Raw genomic sequence first — 20,116 nt, 5'->3', positions numbered from 1 at the left:
ATTATTGGAAAGCATATTTTACAGACAGTCAGAGCCTCACTATTTTGAAGCAAGCCGAAAGCGTTATGGCGATCCCTGAGTTATGCCGTGAACATCTAATGAGCAACTCAACCTTTTATTAATGGCGTGCATAATTTAAAAACAGGTTTGACTTTAATTAACTGACTTTAGTATTTTCCGTAGCCCGTAGCCCGTAGCCCGTAGCCCGTAGCCCGTAGCCCGTAGCCCGTAGCCCGTAGCCCGTAGCCCGTAGCCAGCTATGGCGCTTTAATGCCCGGCGATTGGCATGCTTTTACCGTAAAGCTGTAACCGTAAGGTTTGCTGTTATCTGGTGCAATTTCAACAATTTCGTAGTCGTTAATCTCAATCGCTTTACTGTCGTCAGATTTTTTGCAACGGGAGTATTGGTCTGCTTCGTAGGTGTAAGCAAACATAGCAATTAACCGTTTGCTGCGTTCAAAGTAACCTTTTGTGTTAAAGAATAATCGTACGGATTGAGTGGTTTCATCTTCTTCCGTCGGAGTTACTGGCAGTGTGGGAGGTGTTTGGGTAATATTTTCACTTGGTAGTTGCCCATGTATTTTTTGGCTGAGCTCTTCTACAACTTCAACTTCTTGTTGCTCTGTTAGTGCTCGACTTGAGAGCTGCTTGCTGCTGACGAAGTTGCTTACTATGTCATCAAAAACGGCACCGGTATCTTTGTCATCAACAAAAGACATTAGATTGATTATTACAATCGTTGATAAAAAAAACCGTATAGAAGCTGTAAGTAAAGGTGAATAGCTTTGGCTAATAAACTTTACCCGCTGTGAACCAAACGGTTTGATGATTAAGAGCATAAAAATATAGAACGGCAATATCAATTGTAATAATAGTAATGTTGATAGAGAGATGCCCAACGCCCAGGGTGGTAAATAAAGTAGCGTGGCAAAATTGTGGGTGTAATTAAAATGTGTTGCTGAAACATGAGTTACATTATTTACAATGCCACTGGCATTGGCCAGTACAAAGTTGGCGATACTGGCATAGAAAATAAGTATAAGTGCTTTGCCAGCAAGTGAATGCCAGAGCTTATTGAACTTTGGCCAAAACTCAATAGTAAGCGCTACGATAGTGATACTGGCGCATAGCCAACCACTTTGAAAGATGATTAGGCAGATTAACGCCAATAAGTAGAGCTTTTGCGCGGTGTTAAGATTAAACCAAATAGCTTTACCTTGCTCATAAAAGCGCAGTTTATGAGGTTGCAAATTTTGCTGTTGTTGCCTCAGCTGTTTGTTTGCACGCCATCTGGCAATTTTTATGTATCTTAACACCGGCCAACCTTAGTACATAAAGCGAAAACCCTATTTTGATAATAGGGGTTTTAAATAGTGGCCAGTATGTGAACGCTCACATTCGGCTACTTCATCCGGCGTGCCTGCAATGAGGATCTCACCGCCGCCAGCACCACCTTCGGGACCTAGATCAATGATCCAATCGGCTGTTTTTATTACATCAAGATTATGCTCAATAACCACAATCGTATTACCGTGGTCACGCAGGCGATGCAGTACTACTAATAATTGTTCAATATCAGCAAAGTGCAAGCCTGTGGTTGGTTCATCTAAAATGTATAAGGTTTTACCTGTGTCACGTTTAGATAACTCGCGGGCGAGTTTAACCCGTTGAGCTTCACCACCAGAGAGCGTTGTCGCGGCTTGGCCTAAGCGAATATAAGACAAGCCCACATCCATTAAGGTTTTTAGTTTACGCGCAATGGCGGGTATTTTATCAAAATAGTCGTGTGCGTCTTCCACCGTCATTTCTAATACTTGATGGATGTTTTTGCCTTTATACTGCACTTCTAACGTTTCACGGTTATAACGTTGCCCTTTACAGACATCACATGGCACATATACATCAGGTAAAAAGTGCATTTCGACTTTGATCACGCCATCGCCTTGGCAAGCTTCACAGCGGCCACCTTTTACATTAAAGCTAAAGCGACCGACTTTGTAACCACGAGAGCGAGATTCTTGCGTGCCCACAAACAGTTCACGAATGCCAGTAAAAATACCGGTATATGTGGCTGGGTTTGAGCGTGGGGTACGGCCAATCGGGCTTTGGTCAATGTCGATAACTTTATCAAAATGCTCAAGGCCACTAATTGATTTGTACGGTGCGGCTTCGGCGGTGGTTGCTCCGTTTAGTTCGGTATGAGCAAGTTTAAATAAGGTGTCGTTGATAAGTGTTGACTTACCAGAGCCTGATACGCCAGTAATACAGGTCATTAAACCAAAAGGTATTTTTAAATCGACATTTTTTAAGTTATTACCGCTAGCGCCAAACAGCTCTAACCACTTATCGTTGATTTTATGACGCTCTTTGGGAACTTCAATTTTGCGTCGGCCAGATAAAAATTGCCCTGTTACTGACTCTTCGCTAGCTAAAATGTCATCGCGAGTACCTTGGGCAATGATATAGCCGCCATGCACGCCAGCTCCAGGACCAATATCAATAATATGATCGGCGGCACGTATGGCATCTTCGTCATGCTCTACCACAATCACGGTATTACCTAAGTCGCGTAGATGGATCAGCGTTTGCAGTAAACGGTCATTATCACGTTGATGCAAACCAATCGATGGTTCATCAAGTACATACATTACGCCTACTAAGCCTGCGCCAATTTGGCTGGCTAAGCGAATACGTTGAGCCTCACCGCCAGATAAAGTATCAGCACTGCGCTCTAAAGAGAGATAATTTAGCCCTACGTTGATCAAAAACGATAAACGGTCGCGAATTTCTTTTAAGATTTTCTCAGCTATCTGGCCTTTTTGGCCCGTTAAGCTTAGTTGCTCAAAAAAGCTCATCGCTTCACCAATACTCATACTGGTGATAGCGGGTAAGTTAGTCTGACCGATAAATACATTGCGCGCTTCTTGGCGTAGGCGCGACCCTTTACAACTTGGGCAAGCTTGGCTGGTTTGATATTTAGCCAGCTCTTCGCGCACGGAATTTGATTCTGTTTCACGATAGCGGCGGTTCATGTTATTTAACACGCCTTCAAACTCATGGTTACGAGTGATCAGATCGCCACGGTCGTTGCGGTAGTTAAAAGCAATTTTTGTATCGCCAGAACCGTCTAAAATGATTTTTTTAGCATCTTTAGATAGTTCCTGAAATGGCATTTCTAAATCAAATTTATAGTGCTCAGCAACGGCTTGTAGCATCTGGAAATAGTAAAAACTGCGTTTATCCCAGCCTTTTATGGCGCCGCCAGATAAACTAAGCTCTGGGTTTTGAATCACTCGATTTGGGTCGAAATACTGACGAACCCCTAAACCATCACAACTTTGGCATGCGCCTGCCGGATTATTAAATGAGAATAACCGAGGTTCAAGTTCGGTCATGGCGTAGCCACATGTTGGGCAAGCGAAGTTGGCGGAGAGCAGCAGCTCTTCGGCGTTTGCGTCATCCATCGATGCAATAGTTGCTACACCTGCTGACAGCTCTAACGCGGTTTCAAACGATTCGGCTAAACGCTGTTGTAAGCCATCTTTCACTTTAAAACGATCGACCACGACTTCAATAGTGTGTTTTTTATGTAGTTCTAAAGTCGGTGGATCAGAAAGGTCGCATACTTCCCCGTCAATACGGGCGCGAATATAACCTTGGCTGGCTAGTTGCTCTAACAACTTAACGTGCTCACCTTTGCGCTCTTTCACAACAGGGGCTAGCAACATCAGCCTGCTGCCCTCTGGGAACGCCAGCACAGTGTCGACCATTTGGCTAACAGTTTGTGCAGCGAGTGGCAAATCGTGAGTAGGGCAACGCGGTTCACCGACACGGGCAAACATTAAGCGCAGGTAATCATATATTTCGGTAATGGTGCCAACGGTGGAGCGGGGATTATGTGACGTTGATTTTTGTTCAATTGAAATTGCCGGCGACAACCCTTCAATATGATCAACATCAGGTTTTTCCATTAAAGATAAAAATTGTCTGGCATAGGCCGATAAAGATTCTACATACCGACGCTGCCCTTCTGCATATAAGGTATCAAATGCTAAAGACGATTTACCCGAACCAGATAGACCGGTGATAACAATTAATTTATCACGGGGAATGGTTAGGCTGATGTCTTTTAAATTGTGCGTGCGGGCGCCTCGGACTTCAATGTTTTCCATGCTATCTCGTTTCATTACCAAATTGATTTACTGAGTATCTCATAATACGTGCGAAGATTAATCCTTGATCAATGAAAAATCATCGCATTGGGACGATTATTTCTCTGTAAGCTTGTGGTAGAATCCCTGCTCAAATTTTAATAGACAGCAAGAACACGCGAATCATGACAGCTTCTTCACTCAATTCACGAGAAAAACGCGCCGCAGTTTCCTTAGCGAGTGTGTTTGCATTTCGTATGCTTGGCCTATTTATGTTGATGCCAGTATTGGCGATTTATGGGCAAGAATTATCAGGATTTTCACCGATATGGATTGGTTTTGCGATTGGCGCCTATGGTTTAACACAAGCTGTGTTACAAATTCCCATGGGGTGGTTATCGGATAAAATTGGCCGTAAAAAAGTCATTGTTGGCGGTTTAACTGTTTTTGCCATCGGTTCGGTGATTGCTGCCACGGCTGATTCAATGCAAATGGTCACGTTAGGGCGAGCATTACAAGGGATGGGCGCAATTGCCAGCTCGTTATTAGCTTTTGCTTCTGATTTGAGCCGCGATGAGCAACGACCAAAAGTGATGGCCGTGATTGGTATGAGCATAGGCATGAGCTTTGCTATTGCTATGTTACTTGGTCCAATGGTTGCCGCAGCGTGGGGTCTTGCTGGAGTGTTCTGGTTAACTGCTATTTTGGCTGTTGCAGGTATTTTTATTGTGTTGTTTTTGGTCCCCAAAGCGGTTAGTAAAGCCCCCAAAGGCGATACCTTAGCAAGCGTTAGCGATATTAAAAAACTCATTAAGCACCCGCAATTAGCGCGTTTAGATTTAGGGGTGATGCTATTACATTTGACCTTGACGACGATTTTTGTCGCCTTACCAGGGCAGTTAATTGCCAAAGGTTTAGCAGCACAAGCGCATTGGCAAGTATATATTCCCGTTTTATTACTGGCATTTTTATTAATGGCGCCAGTGATGATCATTGCGATCCGCAAAGAAAAAGAGAAACAGGCATTTGTTGGCTCTATCGCAGTGCTCGCTCTAAGTATGTTGGCAATGGCAATTGGTGTTGACTCAATCATCGGCATGGCGATGTGTATGCTGGCGTATTTTGTTGCCTTTAACTTTTTAGAAGCGACAATGCCGGCATTAGTATCGCGCTTAGCACCTGCTAGCCAAAAAGGCTCGGCGATGGGAGTGTTTTCGTCAGGACAATTTTTTGGTGCATTTTTAGGTGGTATTTTAGGCGGTTACGTTGCGCAATCAACAACGCCGCAAGCAGTGTTTGCCGCAGCCGCAGTTGTTGGGGTAATATGGCTTATCCTTGCGTGGAATATGCAAGTCCCGCCACGCAGTAAAATGATAAGCTTAATGACAGAATTAAGTAACGAGCAGCAAGCGCAAACCCTTGCTTCTCGTTTAGTTGCTTTACCAGGCGTAATTGAAGCAACAGTAGTCTGTGATGAAAATCGCAGTTATTTAAAGATTGATGATAAAGAATTTGACCTAGACCAAGCCCGCAAAGTGGCTGGTTTAATATAACGTTTATAGGAGAAAGGTCCATGGCACGCGGTGTGAACAAAGTAATCTTGGTTGGTAATTTAGGTCAAGATCCAGAAGTACGTTATATGCCTAACGGCAATGGTGTAGCGAATATTACTCTAGCTACGTCAGATAGCTATAAAGACAAAAACACCGGTCAAATGGTTGATAAAACAGAATGGCACCGTGTTGTGTTTTTTGGCAAGTTAGCTGAAATTGTTGGTGAATATTGCCGTAAAGGTTCACAAATTTACGTTGAAGGCAAACTTCAAACCCGTAAATGGACTGACCAACAAGGCCAAGAGAAATTCACCACTGAAATCGTAGTGGATGGTTTCACTGGTCAAATGCAAATGTTAGGTGCCCGTGGTGGCGACCAACAAAGTGGCGGTTACCAAGGTGGCCAACAGCAAAGCCACGGTGGTCAATCTCAAGGTGGTTACGGCCAACAACAGAGCGCACCGCAGCAAAGCGCACCACAACAAGGTGGTGGGTATGCTCAGCAGCAAAGTGCACCACAGCAAAGCGGTGGGTATGCACCAGCGCCACAACAAGCGCCAGCAGCTCGTCAGCAACCAGCGGCAGCACCACAGCAAAGTAATCAATACCAAGGTGGCGGCTATGCTCCACAAGGTGGTGGACAAGCGCAAGGTGGTTTTGCACCTAAGCCACAAAGTGCTCCGCAAGGCGGCGCATCAAATCCAATGGAACCACCTATCGATTTTGATGACGATATCCCGTTCTAATTCAAGACAAAAATGAAAATGTTTAAAAATACCCTGAAAAGCCGCTTTTAAGCGGCTTTTTTGTTTTTATTGTGTGCTGTAGTCTGAATATTACAAAATAGTAAGAGCTGGTGAATAGAGGGAGCTGACCGCTATTTTTCTTTTATGTTGTAGTTTTTTTAGTTAACAGCTATCAAATGCTATGGAGTGAGAGTTATTTTTATTTAGAACGTGTACTGTCCTAGGTCTCTAAAAAAGCGTCAGTTTTGGCTTTGTTACTATATTTATAGCATTTAAAACCATCTTTAATCATGCTGTAGCCTTGTGTTTATAAGGATCTTGAACAACACTTTAGCTATTCATACAAATAGCGTAACAGCCATGGTGACTCAATTTAAAAATGCACAAGTACGGATGCTAAGTATTTATGTGATTGCTTTTATGCTTTTACTAACAGTATTTAATCTCTTGTTAGGGGAGATATTGCATCAAAAAGTACACATCACTGGGAGTCAATTAGCTAAGCAAGTCTATAGCCTCAAACTAAAGCCAATTGCAGATAAAGAGATCATTGCCGCACTTGCTCAAAGTCATGGTTTTATGCTTGAATCAGCCCATGAGTCGTTTCACTTTTCTGCTTTTATGACCCAAGATAGTGATATCTTTAAATATAAAACAGTTAGTTTAAAGCTTTATCATTTGCCTTTTTGGGTTGTAGAAAGTCCGCTATTTATTTTATTAAATCTAGTGATGATTGGCGCTGCTATTTGGAGTTATCGCTGGTGGCGTCTGCTATTTAAACAGCGCGATGGCGTAGATTCAATTGCATTATTAACTGGTAGTAAAGTATCAAGCAGCCAACAAGCGCCTAAAGATGTGGTTAAATTAGCACTAAATGATATTGCAATTAATAGTACAAAAGTACTTACAGCCAAGCGTAAATTAAGTTCCGCAGACGATGTTGCAATTACCGCAATGTACGGTATCCAAAATAATCATAACCACCTTTTTGCTTTACTTTATTGGACACGGCCATTTCCAGATAACGTTGATTTAGAAAGCCACTTTAAACTTATTGTAATCAAAGGTTTTAAAGAGTTATCTCGGGTATCAGTTAAGTTGTTATCTTCAGGAGGTCTGGCAATTACCTTGGAGAATATACCTCAACCTGATATCGATGCTTACACTAAGCGCTTGCATCAAATTATTTATCAGGCTTCTTTGCTTTATCGCGGTGATTTGTCTCGTAAAGAAATTAAAATAGGCGTATGTAATTACCGCGATGGTGCCGATCAAACTGTGGTTTATCAGTTAACTAAATCAGCACTCGCATTAGCAAAACAAAGTCCATGGCAGCATACTCATCGGGTACCGTTTAACCATACGCGTTCAACGGTGCTGGCAAATAGCGATGAGAACTTAGCTGATTACATTAGCAAAAAGAAATTTATGTTGTTTTTTCAGCCGCTATTTGAGTTCGCCAGTGGTGATATTTTACAGCATGAAGCTTTGATCCGAGGTTCGTCATAAGTCTTTAGGGATGCTTTCTGCTAAGCAATTTATTCCTCAACTAAAAAATGATTCAGCGATTGTTTTATTGGATAAAACAGTATTGGATCAAGTTGTTAAGTTATTAGAAAGTGAAACAAGTGCGTTAACTGTGAGTATTAACTTACACGCATTTAATTGGTTTTCTAATGACTATTGGCGCTGGTTTGGGCAGAGGATGAAAAATGTAAAAGGCGCTGATAAACTACAGTTTGAGATATCGGAGGTGGATTTTTATCAACATCAACAGCGATTGAATTTTGCTTTTAGTACAATTAAATCAGTGGGGAGCTCAGTATCAATTGATAATGTTTCATCGCACGATAAAATCGCTTTATTAGCGCCTTACAAAGGGATCAAAGGACTCAAGCTTAGCTATGATTTAATCCACGACATTGATAAAAATGTAACGCAGCAAAAAGTGGTGCGCCAAATTGTAGCCAGTGCAGAGCGAGTGAACTTACCCGTATACGGTGTTGGTGTTGAGACGCAGCAAGAGCTCAATATGCTTAAAAAACAGGGCGTCATTGGCGCGCAAGGATTTTATTTTACGGAGCCTTTGCAAGAGTTTACTAATGTAATGGTTAATTAATCTATTAACTGGCGGTAACGCAGTCCATCTAAGCCTTGCAGACCGCCGGTATGAATCGCAACGATCCTGCTACCTGCTGGAAAGTAGCCTTGTGCGATTAATTGCCATAATGCATACATCATTTTTCCTGAATAAATAGGCTCAAGTGGTAATTTATGTTGGGTTTGCATCATTTGGCAAAACTGCCAAAGTTTAGGGCTAAATTTACCATAGCCACCATCATGAAACGCGGTGAGTAATTGCCAGTTTTGCTGCTGCGTAGCAATTGCACTAAGAGATTTGATTTCATCCACTAGATAATCTGCTTGCTTTAATACCGCAACCCCTAAAACCTGAGTGGTCTTATCGCAGCCTTCAATCAGTCCTGCTAATGTGCCGCCACTACCGGTTGGGCATAAAACATAATCAGTGTGAGGTAATGATTGAGCGAGTTCTCTACAACCTAGCAAGGCGGCTTTATTAGTGCCACCTTCCGGTAATATATATGCATTGGGGAAATATGCTTGTAACTGAGCTAGGTAATCTGGAGTATTTCGCTCTCGGTATTCTATACGTGTTACAGGGTGAAGCTGCATACCGCATTGCTTAGCAAACTGTAAGGTGGGGTTGTGTCGATCAAGTTCAGGGCCGCGAATAATGCCGTGGGTTTTTAAGTTGAATTGCTTTCCTGCAGCAGCACAGGCATGAATATGATTTGAAAAAGCACCGCCAAAAGTAACTAATTCTGTTTTACCCTCTGTTTTCATTGCAGTTAAGTTATATTTTAATTTTCGCCATTTATTGCCGCTTATTAACGGATGCAGAAGATCGTCACGTTTTATCGATAAAGATATTCTTTGTTCACTCAGCATCGAACAAGTGATTTTTTGCAGTGGAGACTCAGGGATTAAATTCACAGTTGCAACTTAAAATAAATGGGCCATAAGTTTAACAAATTAGCCATGAACAAGAAAAGGGGCTATTTTCATACTATGTGATGGTAATTTACTGGCATGAAGTACGGTAATAGTTGTAAACTCAGATAATTTTTGAACAAAGCTTGTGTTTTGCCTTGCAAGTACATAGCATAAGAGTTTAATTATAAAAAATAAATAATGACCAAATAATTGCCGCTTTTTGGGAATGGAATATATGCGAATTGCTCCTTTATCTCTGTTAATTTCAGCTAGTTTGTTTGCATCGAGTGCATTTGCACAAGATACAGCCACAGTTACTGGAATTGAATCTGAGATCAGTATTAAACAAGCTGAATACGATAACGCTACACAGATACTTGAAAAACATTTAAAAGAAGAAAGTCAGTTACAAAGTCAACTTGATTTATTACGCACTCGTTCGACTGAGCTGGACAAAGAAAAAAATCAAGCACTTGATGCCATGAATGAAATGTATCGTCGTTTAATTGATGATCCCACTATTGATATAAGTGCTGCACAGGCGCGATATCAGCAAGCTGTGGTTGATCATAAGCAAAATAAAGACGATATCGCGATGCAGTTGGCGGCAATTGCATCCCACCGCAAAGACATTGAACAAATTCGCGTAGCAAAACATACTCAGTTAAATACACTCGAAAGCTTAAAAGAACAATTAACAACAGCTCGAGTTGAGCGCTTACGCAATGAGTTTACCCGCGAAGGGACGCTAGAAGTTAATCACACTATCAACTGTAAACGAACAGAAACATTGGCAGCCTGTGAGCAACGAGGCCAGCAAATGGGCTTACAAAAAGCAACCAAGCGTTTTGTAGACCAAATTTTTGCTAACTTAACTGAAGAGCGCCTAGTTGAACCCAAACGTAATATGGCTGGTGCACAAGTACAGGTTTTAAGTAGCCATGTAGTTAATAGTGCTTTTAGCGGTCAAGGCAATTATAACGTTAACTTAAGCGTCACTATGCGTGGTGATGTGAATAGCAGCCGCTTATGTAATTTATTGAGTGTTGATAATCGCTATTGTTCAGAGTACGGCACGCCGCTAACGGCAACCTATCAAACTCGGTATGACACTACTTTTACTGATAGTCAGTTAACATTCAGTGATGGTCAGGATAATGCCAACGTTTCGGTGTCACGCTTGAGTGAACAACCAATACGTGATTATTCAGTCAAACCAATGCCAACGGTTAATACACAAGTCGTTGATAGTAATAAAATGATTGAATTTACACTGCGTTCAAACGTATACGACGACGAAGTGTTTATTGATGGCGTAAGTTTTGGTTCAACACGTTTAGCAACGACTTTACCAAGTGGTATTCATGATGTTGAAGTTCGCAAGCAGGGTTATAAACCTTATCGCGTGCGTGTTGATTTACGAAAGCCGCAGACGATTCATGCTAAGTTGGTAAAAAGCCTGAGTCGATTGCTGCACCGACATACACCAGCGAGCAACGTAATACTACATCAGTAACTAGTGCAGCTATAGGCAATGCTGCCGCTGACGTGGTAGTTATTCCCGCAGGTAAGTTTGAAATGGGTGATATCAATGGCAATGGACTTGCAAATGAGCGTCCAGTTGTTGAAAAAACCATTGCAAACTCATTTGCGATGCAAAATAAAGAAGTGACAGTCGGTGCTTATCAAAAGTTCGTCAGCAACACTAACTATAAAACTGAAGCTGAGCGTAATCGTGGCTGTGCTTATTATTTAAATGGCGAACCGGTCTGGGAAGCAAATTTAAATTGGCGTAATCCAGGTTTTGAGCAAGGCAGTGATTTTCCAGCAGTGTGCTTAACCTACAACGATGCGAAAGCATACGCTGATTGGTTGTCTGGTCAAACAGGTCAACAATATCGTTTACCTAATGAGGTTGAGTGGGAGTATGCAGCACGCGCTGGTACTAAAACTGAATACCCGTGGGGGAATGAGATAGGTAAAAATTTAGCCAATTGTGGTTGGTGTGGTAGTGAGTGGTCAAATAAAAGTGCATCGCCAACAGGCTCGTTTGCACCTAATGCGTTTGGTCTCTACGACACAGTAGGAAATGTATGGGAATGGACTCATAAGTCAGCTGAACAAGCGGATGTTACTGTCCGTGGTGGTGCGTGGAATTTCGCGCCTAGCTTAGCTCGTGCTTCAACTCGTTTGATTTTAGCGCCAGATTTTCGTGCAAACTATATTGGTTTTCGTCTAGTACGCGAACGATAAAATTAATTTAAAAAGGAAGCATAGCTTCCTTTTTTACCCAATTAACAAAGGTAGCTGCACTTTTATTGCCGAACTGATTCAGCATGGTAAAGTTGCATAAGCTAATATAAGAATATTTTTCAAAGGTCATCCAGCCTCATGTTTAAAAAGCTCCGTGGTATTTTTTCAAACGATCTATCGATCGACTTGGGTACAGCCAACACCCTTATTTATGTTAAAGACGAAGGCATTGTCCTTAATGAACCATCAGTAGTTGCGATCCGTCAAGAACGCGCTGGTGGACCTAAAAGTGTAGCCTCAGTAGGGACTGAAGCAAAGCAAATGCTTGGTCGAACGCCTGGTAATATCAAAGCCATTCGGCCAATGAAAGACGGTGTAATTGCTGATTTTTATGTAACTGAAAAAATGTTACAACACTTTATTAAACAAGTGCATAACAATAACTTTTTACGTCCAAGTCCGCGTGTGCTTATTTGCGTACCGTGCGGTGCTACGCAAGTAGAAAAACGCGCAATTCGTGAATCGGCTATGGGCGCAGGTGCGCGTGAAGTTTATTTAATTGAAGAGCCAATGGCTGCGGCAATCGGTGCAGGTTTACCGGTATCAGAAGCAACAGGTTCAATGGTTGTAGATATCGGTGGTGGTACCACTGAAGTTGCAATTATTTCACTAAACGGCGTGGTGTACTCATCATCTGTACGTATTGGTGGGGATAAGTTTGATGAAGCAATTATCAACTATGTACGTCGTAATTTTGGTAGTTTAATTGGTGAAGCAACGGCTGAAAACATTAAACATCAAATTGGTTCTGCGTTTAAAACAGATGAGCCAATTGAGATTGAAGTACGTGGCCGTAACCTTGCCGAAGGTGTTCCGCGTTCATTTACGCTTAATTCACATGAAATATTAGAAGCCTTGCAAGAGCCATTAATGGGGATTGTTAGTGCGGTAATGGTTGCCCTTGAGCAATCGCCACCAGAGCTGGCGTCAGATATATCAGCCAAAGGCATGGTATTAACAGGTGGTGGTGCATTACTTAAAGATTTAGACCGTTTATTAATGGAAGAGACCGGCATTCCTGTTGTGGTTGCTGATGATCCATTAACGTGCGTTGCGCGTGGCGGCGGTAAGGCACTTGAGATGATTGATATGCATGGTGGTGATGTATTTAGTTACGACTAATGAAGTTAATGTTCGGGCGTGCCATTTCTTTGCAGCTGCGACTTTTTGTCGCAGTGCTTTTGAGTATCGTGTTGATCGTAGGCGATCGTTATACGCAAGGTGGCACCACAGTACGCACTAGTTTAAACACCTTAGTTAGTCCGTTATTGTATTTAGCCAATTTACCTTATGAAGTATTTAGCCTCGGGGCTAAAAGCTTACACACGCGCGATCAATTATTAACTGAAAACGAAGCCCTCAAGAAAAAACAATTACTGCAAAGCGAACAGCTTCAGCAATATCAATTCTTAAACAAAGAAAATCAAAAGCTACGCGCGTTACTTGGTTCTTCTGCTAAGCAGTCAAATCGTAAAATTATTGCTCAAGTTCTCTCTGTTCATTCAAATCCTTATAGCCATCAAGTGGTGATCAATCGTGGCACGATAGATGGCATCAGTGAAGGCCAAGCGGTGATTGATGAGATGGGGGTCGTCGGACAACTTACCAAAGTAGGCTCAACGACGTCTCGGGTGTTACTGATGACCGACACAACCCATGCCACACCAGTACGTATTTTACGTAATGATGTGCGTACCGTGGTTGAAGGGATTGGTAAAATTAATTTAGTTAAACTCTCCCATGTACCCCATAGTTTAGATGTACGGATTGGTGATGTGCTAGTGACATCAGGACTTGGAGGCACTTTTCCTGAGGGCTACCCGGTTGCTGTGGTAACTGAAATTAATCGCGATGAGGGCCGCCCGTTTGCTCAAGTATACGCCGAGCCGATAGCTCAGTTAGATCGTATTCGCTTATTAGTGATCTTATGGCGTAATCAGCAGGAAACTATCAGCAATGAATAGTCGTTACTTCTTATTGATCACCGTGAGTATTTTCTTTGCGTTGATCATGGCTTTGATGCCATTGCCTTTTTCGTTTGAACCCTTTCGCCCTGACTGGGTGTTATTAGTATTAATGTACTGGTCTTTAGCTGTTCCACATCGATTAAATATTGGTACGGCTTGGGTAGTTGGCTTGCTGATTGATTTAGCCACAGGGTCACCGCTGGGAATTAATTCACTCACTTACTCAATTTGTATTTTTGTAACCGCAAGTAACTTTCAAAAAATTCGTAATTTTTCAATTTGGCAGCAAGCGATACTTGTGGGCTTATTTTTAACCCTATATCACTTAATGCAATTTTGGCTTAATCACTTTTTAATGGACGTTTATTTCAACCCGCAGTATTTATGGCCGGTCGTGACTGGCATGTTAAGTTGGCCTTGGATTTTCTTATTGCTACGTAAATATCGCCGTCATTTCAGGATCAGGTAATGCAAACTGCCATTTATTTAGCGTCAGCTTCTCCTCGGCGCAAAGAATTACTAACTCAACTTGGTATCGAATTTTCACAATTTAGTGTTGATGCTGATGAAAGCCAGCTAGCAGACGAAACTCCCCTTGAACTTGTTGAGCGTTTAGCGCGTCTAAAAGCTCAAACCGGTGTTGCTATGGGGTATACAGATCGCCCCGTACTCGGCAGTGATACCGTAGTGGTCATAGATAATCAGTCACTAGGTAAACCCCGTGATAAAACTGACTTTATGGCAACCCTAAAACGTTTATCTGGGCGCAGTCATCAAGTGTTAACGGCAATTGCATTTGCTACTGAACACAAGGTCATGAGTTGTGTAGTAACCACGCAAGTGAGTTTTAAAACACTCTCAGAACAAGAATTAGCAGCATATTGGCAAACTGGTGAACCACAAGACAAAGCCGGTGGCTATGGTATACAAGGACTCGGTGGGCGCTTTGTTACTAATATTTCCGGTAGCTATTTTGCGGTAGTAGGCTTACCTTTATATGAATGCGAAAAATTATTAAGCGAATTCCTAAGTAGGTAACATGAGTATAGAATTACTGATCAACGTCACCCCGAGTGAAAGCCGTGTTGCCCTGATTGAAAACGGTGTATTACAAGAAATTCAACTAGAGCGTATTGGCAATTTAGGTATCGTCGGCAATATTTATTTAGGTAAAATAAGCCGAGTATTACCGGGTATGCAAGCTGCGTTTGTTGATATTGGTTTAGATAAAGCGGCTTTTTTACACGCGTCTGATATTGTAAATAGCGCCTCAATTGTTGAAGGTGTTGACGAGCAACCAATCAAAAAAGTACAAGATATTCGCGAGTTAGTGCGCCAAGGTCAATACATTATGGTGCAAGTGGTAAAAGATCCACTGGGTACTAAAGGCGCACGTTTAACAACTGACATCACCATCCCTTCTCGTTATTTAGTGTTTATGCCAGATGCCACCCATGTTGGTGTGAGTCAGCGTATAGAAACCGAAGAAGAACGCGCGCGATTGAAAAGCATTGTAGGTGAGTATGGCGATGAAGACGGCAGCTTTATAGTTCGTACTGCAGCTGAAGGTGCCAGCGAAGCTGAGTTGCGTCACGATGCCGAGTTTTTAAAAAAACTATGGAAAAAAATCGTCACTAAACGTAAGAAAACCAGCAAAGAAAGTATTTTGCATGAAGATTTAACCTTAGCATTTCGAACTCTACGAGATTACGTAGGGGAAGACATGGAACGTATTCGGGTTGACTCAAAGCTAACCTATGAAGAGCTAAAAACCTTTACCGCAGAGTTTGTACCAATCCTTTCCGATGCTTTAGAGTATTACCCAGGCGAGCGACCAATTTTTGATTTGTTTGATGTTGAAAGTGAAATACAAAAAGCCTTACATCGTAAAGTGACGTTAAAGTCAGGTGGCTATTTAATTATCGACCAAACCGAAGCGATGACCACGGTCGATGTTAATACCGGTGCCTTTGTTGGCCATCGAAATCTCGAAGAAACTATTTTTAACACCAACGTAGAAGCTACTTCTGCGATTGCCCGTCAGCTTAGGTTGCGTAACTTGGGCGGTATTATCATTATTGACTTTATTGACATGGTTAGCGAAGAGCATAAGCGCAGGGTATTGCATTCACTTGAGTCTGCACTGGGTAAAGATCGCGTTAAATCAAATATTAATGGTTTATCGGCATTAGGCTTAGTGGAAATGACCCGCAAACGTACTCGAGAAAGTCTTGAGCATATTTTATGTGATGTATGTCCGGCCTGCTCTGGGCGCGGTTCACAAAAAACCGTTGAAACCGTATGCTATGAAATACTGCGTGAAATTGTTCGAGTAAACCGTGCTTACGCGGCTGATAAATTTATGGTTTATGCAGCTCCCGCGGTAAGTGAGGCATTACTTAATGACGAGTATCATAATCTTGCAGAACTAGAGTTATTTATTGGTAAGCAAGTGAGCATTCAAACCGAAAGCCTCTACAGTCAAGAGCAGTTTGATGTGGTTATGATGTAATGAAAGCAAAGACGGTCTGTTTTTTTGTATCCGTAAGTTATGGCAAGTGTTCGCCATAACGCTGGTACTACTTGCCGTTGTTGTTTCGGTTTTAAAATATACCCTGCCGTATGCCAATGACTATAAAGGTGACCTTGAAAGTTATCTATATGATAAGTTTGCGGTTAATTTATCAATTGGGGCTATTTCTGCCAGCTGGCATGGCCAAGGCCCTTCTATTGTCTTGGAAGATATCACCTTTGAAGATAATAAAAGCTCACCCATCGCACTGACTATCGCTAAAGCTAGCCTTGAATTAAACGTCTGGGAAACCATCAAAACACGACAGTTAAAATCTAACTACTTTGTGATCAACGGTTTCCATGCTGATGTTGATATGCCGACTATGTTGCAGTCAAACAGCAGTGAGGTATCGTTTGAACAAAAAGAGCTGATTGAAGGCTTATTCTTAGGTAAAACCGGTCATTTTGCGGTTGAAAATAGTAGTCTTAATTTTATCTTGGCAGATGGCAAAGAGCGTCGGGTGATGCTTGAAGACATCGTTTGGCAAAATCAATACGAACAACACTTAGCTAGTGGTACTTTAGCATTGCCCGGGATTTCAGTGGGTACATTTGATGCTCGCTTGGCATTAACCGGATCGACGCTAGAAACCATGCTGGGTGATATTTATGTGCAAGCAAATAATGTTGATGTGTCGAAATGGCTGGCTCAGTATATTAATGCTAGTAAAGAGCAGCTCAATTCTGACATTAACTTAGAATCATGGTTGAGTATTGAAAAAGGCCTGATCAAAGATGTCACAGTTAAATGGTTGCCAAGCTTTATTAATTGGCAGCAAGATACAAAAAGTCATCAATTTAGTTTAAGTGAAGGGGTTTTAGCCTTTACCCTTGGCAGCAAGGTTGGCGGTTAAAAAGTTCAGGGGTGCGGCTCTCAAACGATCAACAGCATTGGCCTGACTTTCAATTTGAAGCACAGCTGGATAACAAGCAACAACAAATTTGGTTGCAAGAACTCGATTTTGATTTGGTTACAAGGTTAGCCCAGTTAAGTGATTTTGCTGAATTAGAGCCGCTGTTAAGTCGTCAACCCAGTGGTCAAGTTAAGCGCGCTTATGTGCAATTTACATCAACACAGCAATGGCAATTATGGTTTGAAGCCCAGCAATTGGGCTGGCTTGCAGAGCAAGGTGTGCCCGGTGTGCAGGGCTTACTTGTCGATGGTTTGTTAAATCAAGATAGTGGTCGTATTAATCTGTTTGGCGAAAATAGCGAGTTACTTACCGCTGATACTTTTAGCCAGCCAATCAAATATAACCAACTGAATATGCAAATTGATTTAGCCAATAGTGAGCAAGGTTGGCAGATCAGCAGTGATAATATGTGGCTTGATAATGATGAGGTCACTGTTGCAGCCGAAATGAAGCTTAGCTTAGACGAACAGCCTCGGCTTGATTTATATGCAGAAGCATTTGCACCAGATGCCAGTGTTGCCAGCCATTATTTCCCACGCCCTGTGATGACTAAAAATTTAGTTGATTACTTAACTGGGGCTATTAAAGGTGGTGAACTTACGCAAACACAAGTGCTGTTTTCTGGGCCATTAACGGGCTTTCCGTTTGCTGATAATTCAGGACAGTTTGAAGTATTAGCGCAGGTAGATAACGCCAATTATCAATTTGCCCCTGATTGGCCTGCAGTAACTCAAGCGAGTGCAAAATTACATTTTGAAAATCAGCGTATGGATATTTACTCTGAGCATGGGCGGCTTGTTAACTTAGCGATCGATGATGCCGTGCATGTCAGTATTGCAGATCTAATGAACGCAGATGTACTGAGCGTAAAAATTAATAAACGTGCTGAGATGGAAACATTACTGCCGTTTTTTAAAGCAACGCCAATTGCTGAGCCACTAGCAAATGTATTTGAGGTGATCCAAGGTAACGGCGCTGCCAGCGCTGATATTGAGCTACTTGTTGATTTAAATGAGTTAGATGTAACAGCTAAAGGCATGGTTAATTTAAAAGATCTGCCAGTGTATTTAGCACAACCTGGGCTTCAGCTTGAAGGTGTTACAGGTCAGCTCTATTTTAATGATGATCAGATCACTTTAGAAAATGCTAACGCAAGTTGGTTAGGAATGCCGCTGAAAGTTAACTTTAATGGTAAAAATATTGGCCCAAACTATCGTGCTGACGTTGATATAAAAGTACAGTTAAATGCTGATACGTTAATTTCTCATGGTCAAGACTTACTAAAAGGTTACTTGCATGGTGAAAGTGAAGTGGCTATTAATCTTGCTCTAAACTTTTTAACGGACGGCTTTGATTATCGCGCTAATGTCAGCTCACAACTCGAAGGGCTCAGTAGTGAGCTGCCCGCACCATACACTAAAAGTGCCGATCAAGTATGGCCGCTAACGGCTGTTATTCAAGGTGATAATATTTCTAATTTGATCACCGCTAATATTAATAACAACTTATATTTTAATGGCATCTTAGCGAATAACGTTGGCAAACTAACCAATGCACAGTTTATTTTAGGCGAGCATGATCTGGGTTTAAACCAGCAAGACTTAAGTGTTGCAATTGATTTAGAGCAAACAGATCTATTACCTTGGCTTGGCTTGATCCAGCAGATCATCACCATCAGTCAAATAGAATCAGCTGAGCAGAGCGTACTACCGCCATTAAAAGAAGTGGTGGGTAACATTCAGCAATTAACCATTGGTGATATTGCATTTAATGATTTTGAAATGCGTTTAGCGCCGACCCCAAGTGACATGAGCTTACGGCTAAACGCCAAAGAATTACGCTCGCAAGTACTTATTCCGCTAGATAAATCAAGTCGGCCGATTCATATTGCCAGTGATTATTTACGTGTTAACTTTACCCCAACAACAGACGAATTACAGCCATCTGAAACACCTCAAGATTACACTTGGTTGAGTGACATACCGGCCATTGAATTTGAGTGTGCTGATTGTAAAGTGGCAAGCTATCAATTAGATAAAGTCAGCGCATCGCTTTATGGCGATGGTCATAAGCTCACCATATCTGAGCTGGTGGTTGATAAAGGCGAGCATGTGTTACGTGCTAAAGGGCATTGGCAAGATGGCATAAGTCAATTTAGCGGTAATATGCAAAGTGATGACATCGGTGAACTATTTGATGAATTTGATATAACCACCACAGTTAAAGATTCACCCGCAGATATTAAATTTACGCTTGCGTGGCAAGATGCGCCTTATTTATTTGATATTGCCAGCCTCAACGGTAATTTAGATTGGCGTTTAGGCGAAGGGCATTTAGCTGAGGTAAGCGATGGCGGCGCACGGGTATTTTCGTTGCTGAGCCTGGATTCATTAGTGCGTAAGTTAAAACTCGATTTTAGAGATGTATTTTCGAAAGGTTTTTTTATAACAGTCTGCAAGGTACCATGCAGGTAGATAAAGGCATCGCTTACACGCAAGATACGAAAATGGATGGAGTACCTGCCGATCTGACGGTTAAAGGCCATACTAACCTCAATACCATGGAAATTGATTACGATTTAGCGGTTGCACCACAAGTGACCTCAAGTATTCCGGTGATTGTCGCGTGGATGGTCAATCCTGTAACTGGGCTTGCAGCATTGGCGATAGATAAAGTACTCCACTCTGCGCGCGTTATTTCTGAGATTAATTTTAAAGTGACTGGCAGCATGACTGATCCTGTAGTGAAAGAAGTAGATCGTAAAAGTCGTGAAGTGACTCTTCCGCAAGCTGCACAAAACCAACCTCAAGCCGCCGCCTCCAGTGAGTTAATACTCAAAGATGCCGCTGTTACAGTCACCCAATAAGGCCTTAAACGATGCAA

Annotated in this window: 13 protein-coding genes and 2 pseudogenes; 12 read left to right on the top strand and 3 right to left on the bottom strand. The window is 42.0% G+C overall.

Annotated features, from left to right (window positions below):
- Nucleotides 1-257: 257 nt before the first annotated feature.
- Nucleotides 258-1,316 carry a hypothetical protein gene (locus tag P4S61_RS06130; RefSeq protein WP_337117959.1) on the bottom strand — a complete coding sequence of 353 codons (1,059 nt, stop codon included), beginning with the start codon at nt 1,314-1,316 and terminating at the stop codon, nt 258-260.
- A 30-nt stretch (nt 1,317-1,346) separates the two neighbouring features.
- Nucleotides 1,347-4,172, bottom strand: a complete 2,826-nt coding sequence (uvrA, locus tag P4S61_RS06125; RefSeq protein WP_337117958.1) for an excinuclease ABC subunit UvrA — start codon at nt 4,170-4,172, stop codon at nt 1,347-1,349.
- 164 nt (nt 4,173-4,336) lie between these two features.
- On the opposite strand from uvrA, the gene P4S61_RS06120 reads away from it, so the two are divergent.
- The 4 genes from P4S61_RS06120 (at nt 4,337) to P4S61_RS06105 (ending at nt 8,569) form a co-directional block, all read left to right on the top strand.
- Nucleotides 4,337-5,704: an MFS transporter gene (locus P4S61_RS06120; RefSeq protein WP_145238569.1), complete on the top strand. Its 1,368-nt coding sequence runs from the start codon at nt 4,337-4,339 to the stop codon at nt 5,702-5,704.
- Between the two features lie 20 nt (nt 5,705-5,724).
- The gene (gene ssb, locus P4S61_RS06115; RefSeq protein WP_182735083.1) at nt 5,725-6,450 is read left to right on the top strand and encodes a single-stranded DNA-binding protein; all 726 of its coding nucleotides are present in this window, start codon (nt 5,725-5,727) and stop codon (nt 6,448-6,450) included.
- Between the two features lie 318 nt (nt 6,451-6,768).
- A complete protein-coding gene (locus P4S61_RS06110; RefSeq protein ID WP_337117957.1) occupies nt 6,769-7,959 on the top strand; it encodes a hypothetical protein in 1,191 nt (396 codons plus the stop codon).
- Nucleotides 7,960-7,969: 10 nt separating this feature from the next.
- A complete protein-coding gene (locus P4S61_RS06105; RefSeq protein ID WP_337117956.1) occupies nt 7,970-8,569 on the top strand; it encodes an EAL domain-containing protein in 600 nt (199 codons plus the stop codon).
- On the opposite strand, the gene P4S61_RS06100 is transcribed toward P4S61_RS06105, so the two are convergent.
- On the bottom strand, nt 8,566-9,420 hold the full coding sequence (locus tag P4S61_RS06100) for a 1-aminocyclopropane-1-carboxylate deaminase/D-cysteine desulfhydrase (protein ID WP_182757987.1): 855 nt from the start codon (nt 9,418-9,420) through the stop codon (nt 8,566-8,568). The two genes, P4S61_RS06105 and P4S61_RS06100, sit on opposite strands and share 4 nt — an antisense overlap.
- 280 nt (nt 9,421-9,700) lie before the next feature.
- Between P4S61_RS06100 and P4S61_RS06095 the strand changes: the two are divergent.
- The 8 genes and pseudogenes from P4S61_RS06095 (at nt 9,701) to P4S61_RS06065 (ending at nt 20,099) form a co-directional block, all read left to right on the top strand.
- Nucleotides 9,701-11,718, top strand: a pseudogene (locus P4S61_RS06095) (SUMF1/EgtB/PvdO family nonheme iron enzyme).
- A gap of 138 nt (nt 11,719-11,856) precedes the next feature.
- Nucleotides 11,857-12,900, top strand: coding sequence for a rod shape-determining protein (locus tag P4S61_RS06090; protein ID WP_145238587.1), 1,044 nt, complete (start codon nt 11,857-11,859; stop codon nt 12,898-12,900).
- A complete protein-coding gene (gene mreC / locus P4S61_RS06085) occupies nt 12,900-13,742 on the top strand; it encodes a rod shape-determining protein MreC (protein ID WP_182717725.1) in 843 nt (280 codons plus the stop codon). Before P4S61_RS06090 ends, mreC begins: the two co-directional genes overlap by 1 nt.
- Entirely contained in the window at nt 13,735-14,214 is a 480-nt protein-coding gene (mreD, locus tag P4S61_RS06080; RefSeq protein WP_145238590.1) for a rod shape-determining protein MreD, read from the top strand. Before mreC ends, mreD begins: the two co-directional genes overlap by 8 nt.
- Entirely contained in the window at nt 14,214-14,783 is a 570-nt protein-coding gene (locus P4S61_RS06075; RefSeq protein ID WP_145238593.1) for a Maf family protein, read from the top strand. The genes mreD and P4S61_RS06075 overlap by 1 nt, the downstream gene beginning before the upstream one ends.
- A gap of 1 nt (nt 14,784) precedes the next feature.
- Entirely contained in the window at nt 14,785-16,257 is a 1,473-nt protein-coding gene (gene rng, locus P4S61_RS06070; RefSeq protein WP_145238597.1) for a ribonuclease G, read from the top strand.
- A gap of 46 nt (nt 16,258-16,303) precedes the next feature.
- Complete coding sequence (locus P4S61_RS22895; protein ID WP_442961549.1) at nt 16,304-17,173, top strand: YhdP family protein; 870 nt, start codon at nt 16,304-16,306, stop codon at nt 17,171-17,173.
- A gap of 11 nt (nt 17,174-17,184) precedes the next feature.
- Nucleotides 17,185-20,099, top strand: a pseudogene (locus P4S61_RS06065) (YhdP family protein).
- Nucleotides 20,100-20,116 lie beyond the last annotated feature (17 nt).

The organism is Pseudoalteromonas sp. B160 (assembly GCF_037162485.1).
Taxonomy (GTDB): domain Bacteria; phylum Pseudomonadota; class Gammaproteobacteria; order Enterobacterales; family Alteromonadaceae; genus Pseudoalteromonas; species Pseudoalteromonas rhizosphaerae.
The sequence above is the reverse complement of the archived record's forward strand: the minus strand, read 5'-3'. Positions and strand labels throughout refer to the sequence as shown.

Coding starts and splice junctions, on each gene's coding strand:
- mreC (WP_182717725.1), top strand. CDS start 12,900: ATGAAGTTAATGTTCGGGCGTGCCATTTCTTTGCAGCTGCGACTTTTT.
- rng (WP_145238597.1), top strand. CDS start 14,785: ATGAGTATAGAATTACTGATCAACGTCACCCCGAGTGAAAGCCGTGTT.
- P4S61_RS06100 (WP_182757987.1), bottom strand. CDS start 9,420: ATGCTGAGTGAACAAAGAATATCTTTATCGATAAAACGTGACGATCTT.
- P4S61_RS06090 (WP_145238587.1), top strand. CDS start 11,857: ATGTTTAAAAAGCTCCGTGGTATTTTTTCAAACGATCTATCGATCGAC.
- P4S61_RS06120 (WP_145238569.1), top strand. CDS start 4,337: ATGACAGCTTCTTCACTCAATTCACGAGAAAAACGCGCCGCAGTTTCC.
- uvrA (WP_337117958.1), bottom strand. CDS start 4,172: ATGGAAAACATTGAAGTCCGAGGCGCCCGCACGCACAATTTAAAAGAC.
- P4S61_RS06105 (WP_337117956.1), top strand. CDS start 7,970: ATGCTTTCTGCTAAGCAATTTATTCCTCAACTAAAAAATGATTCAGCG.
- ssb (WP_182735083.1), top strand. CDS start 5,725: ATGGCACGCGGTGTGAACAAAGTAATCTTGGTTGGTAATTTAGGTCAA.
- mreD (WP_145238590.1), top strand. CDS start 13,735: ATGAATAGTCGTTACTTCTTATTGATCACCGTGAGTATTTTCTTTGCG.
- P4S61_RS06075 (WP_145238593.1), top strand. CDS start 14,214: ATGCAAACTGCCATTTATTTAGCGTCAGCTTCTCCTCGGCGCAAAGAA.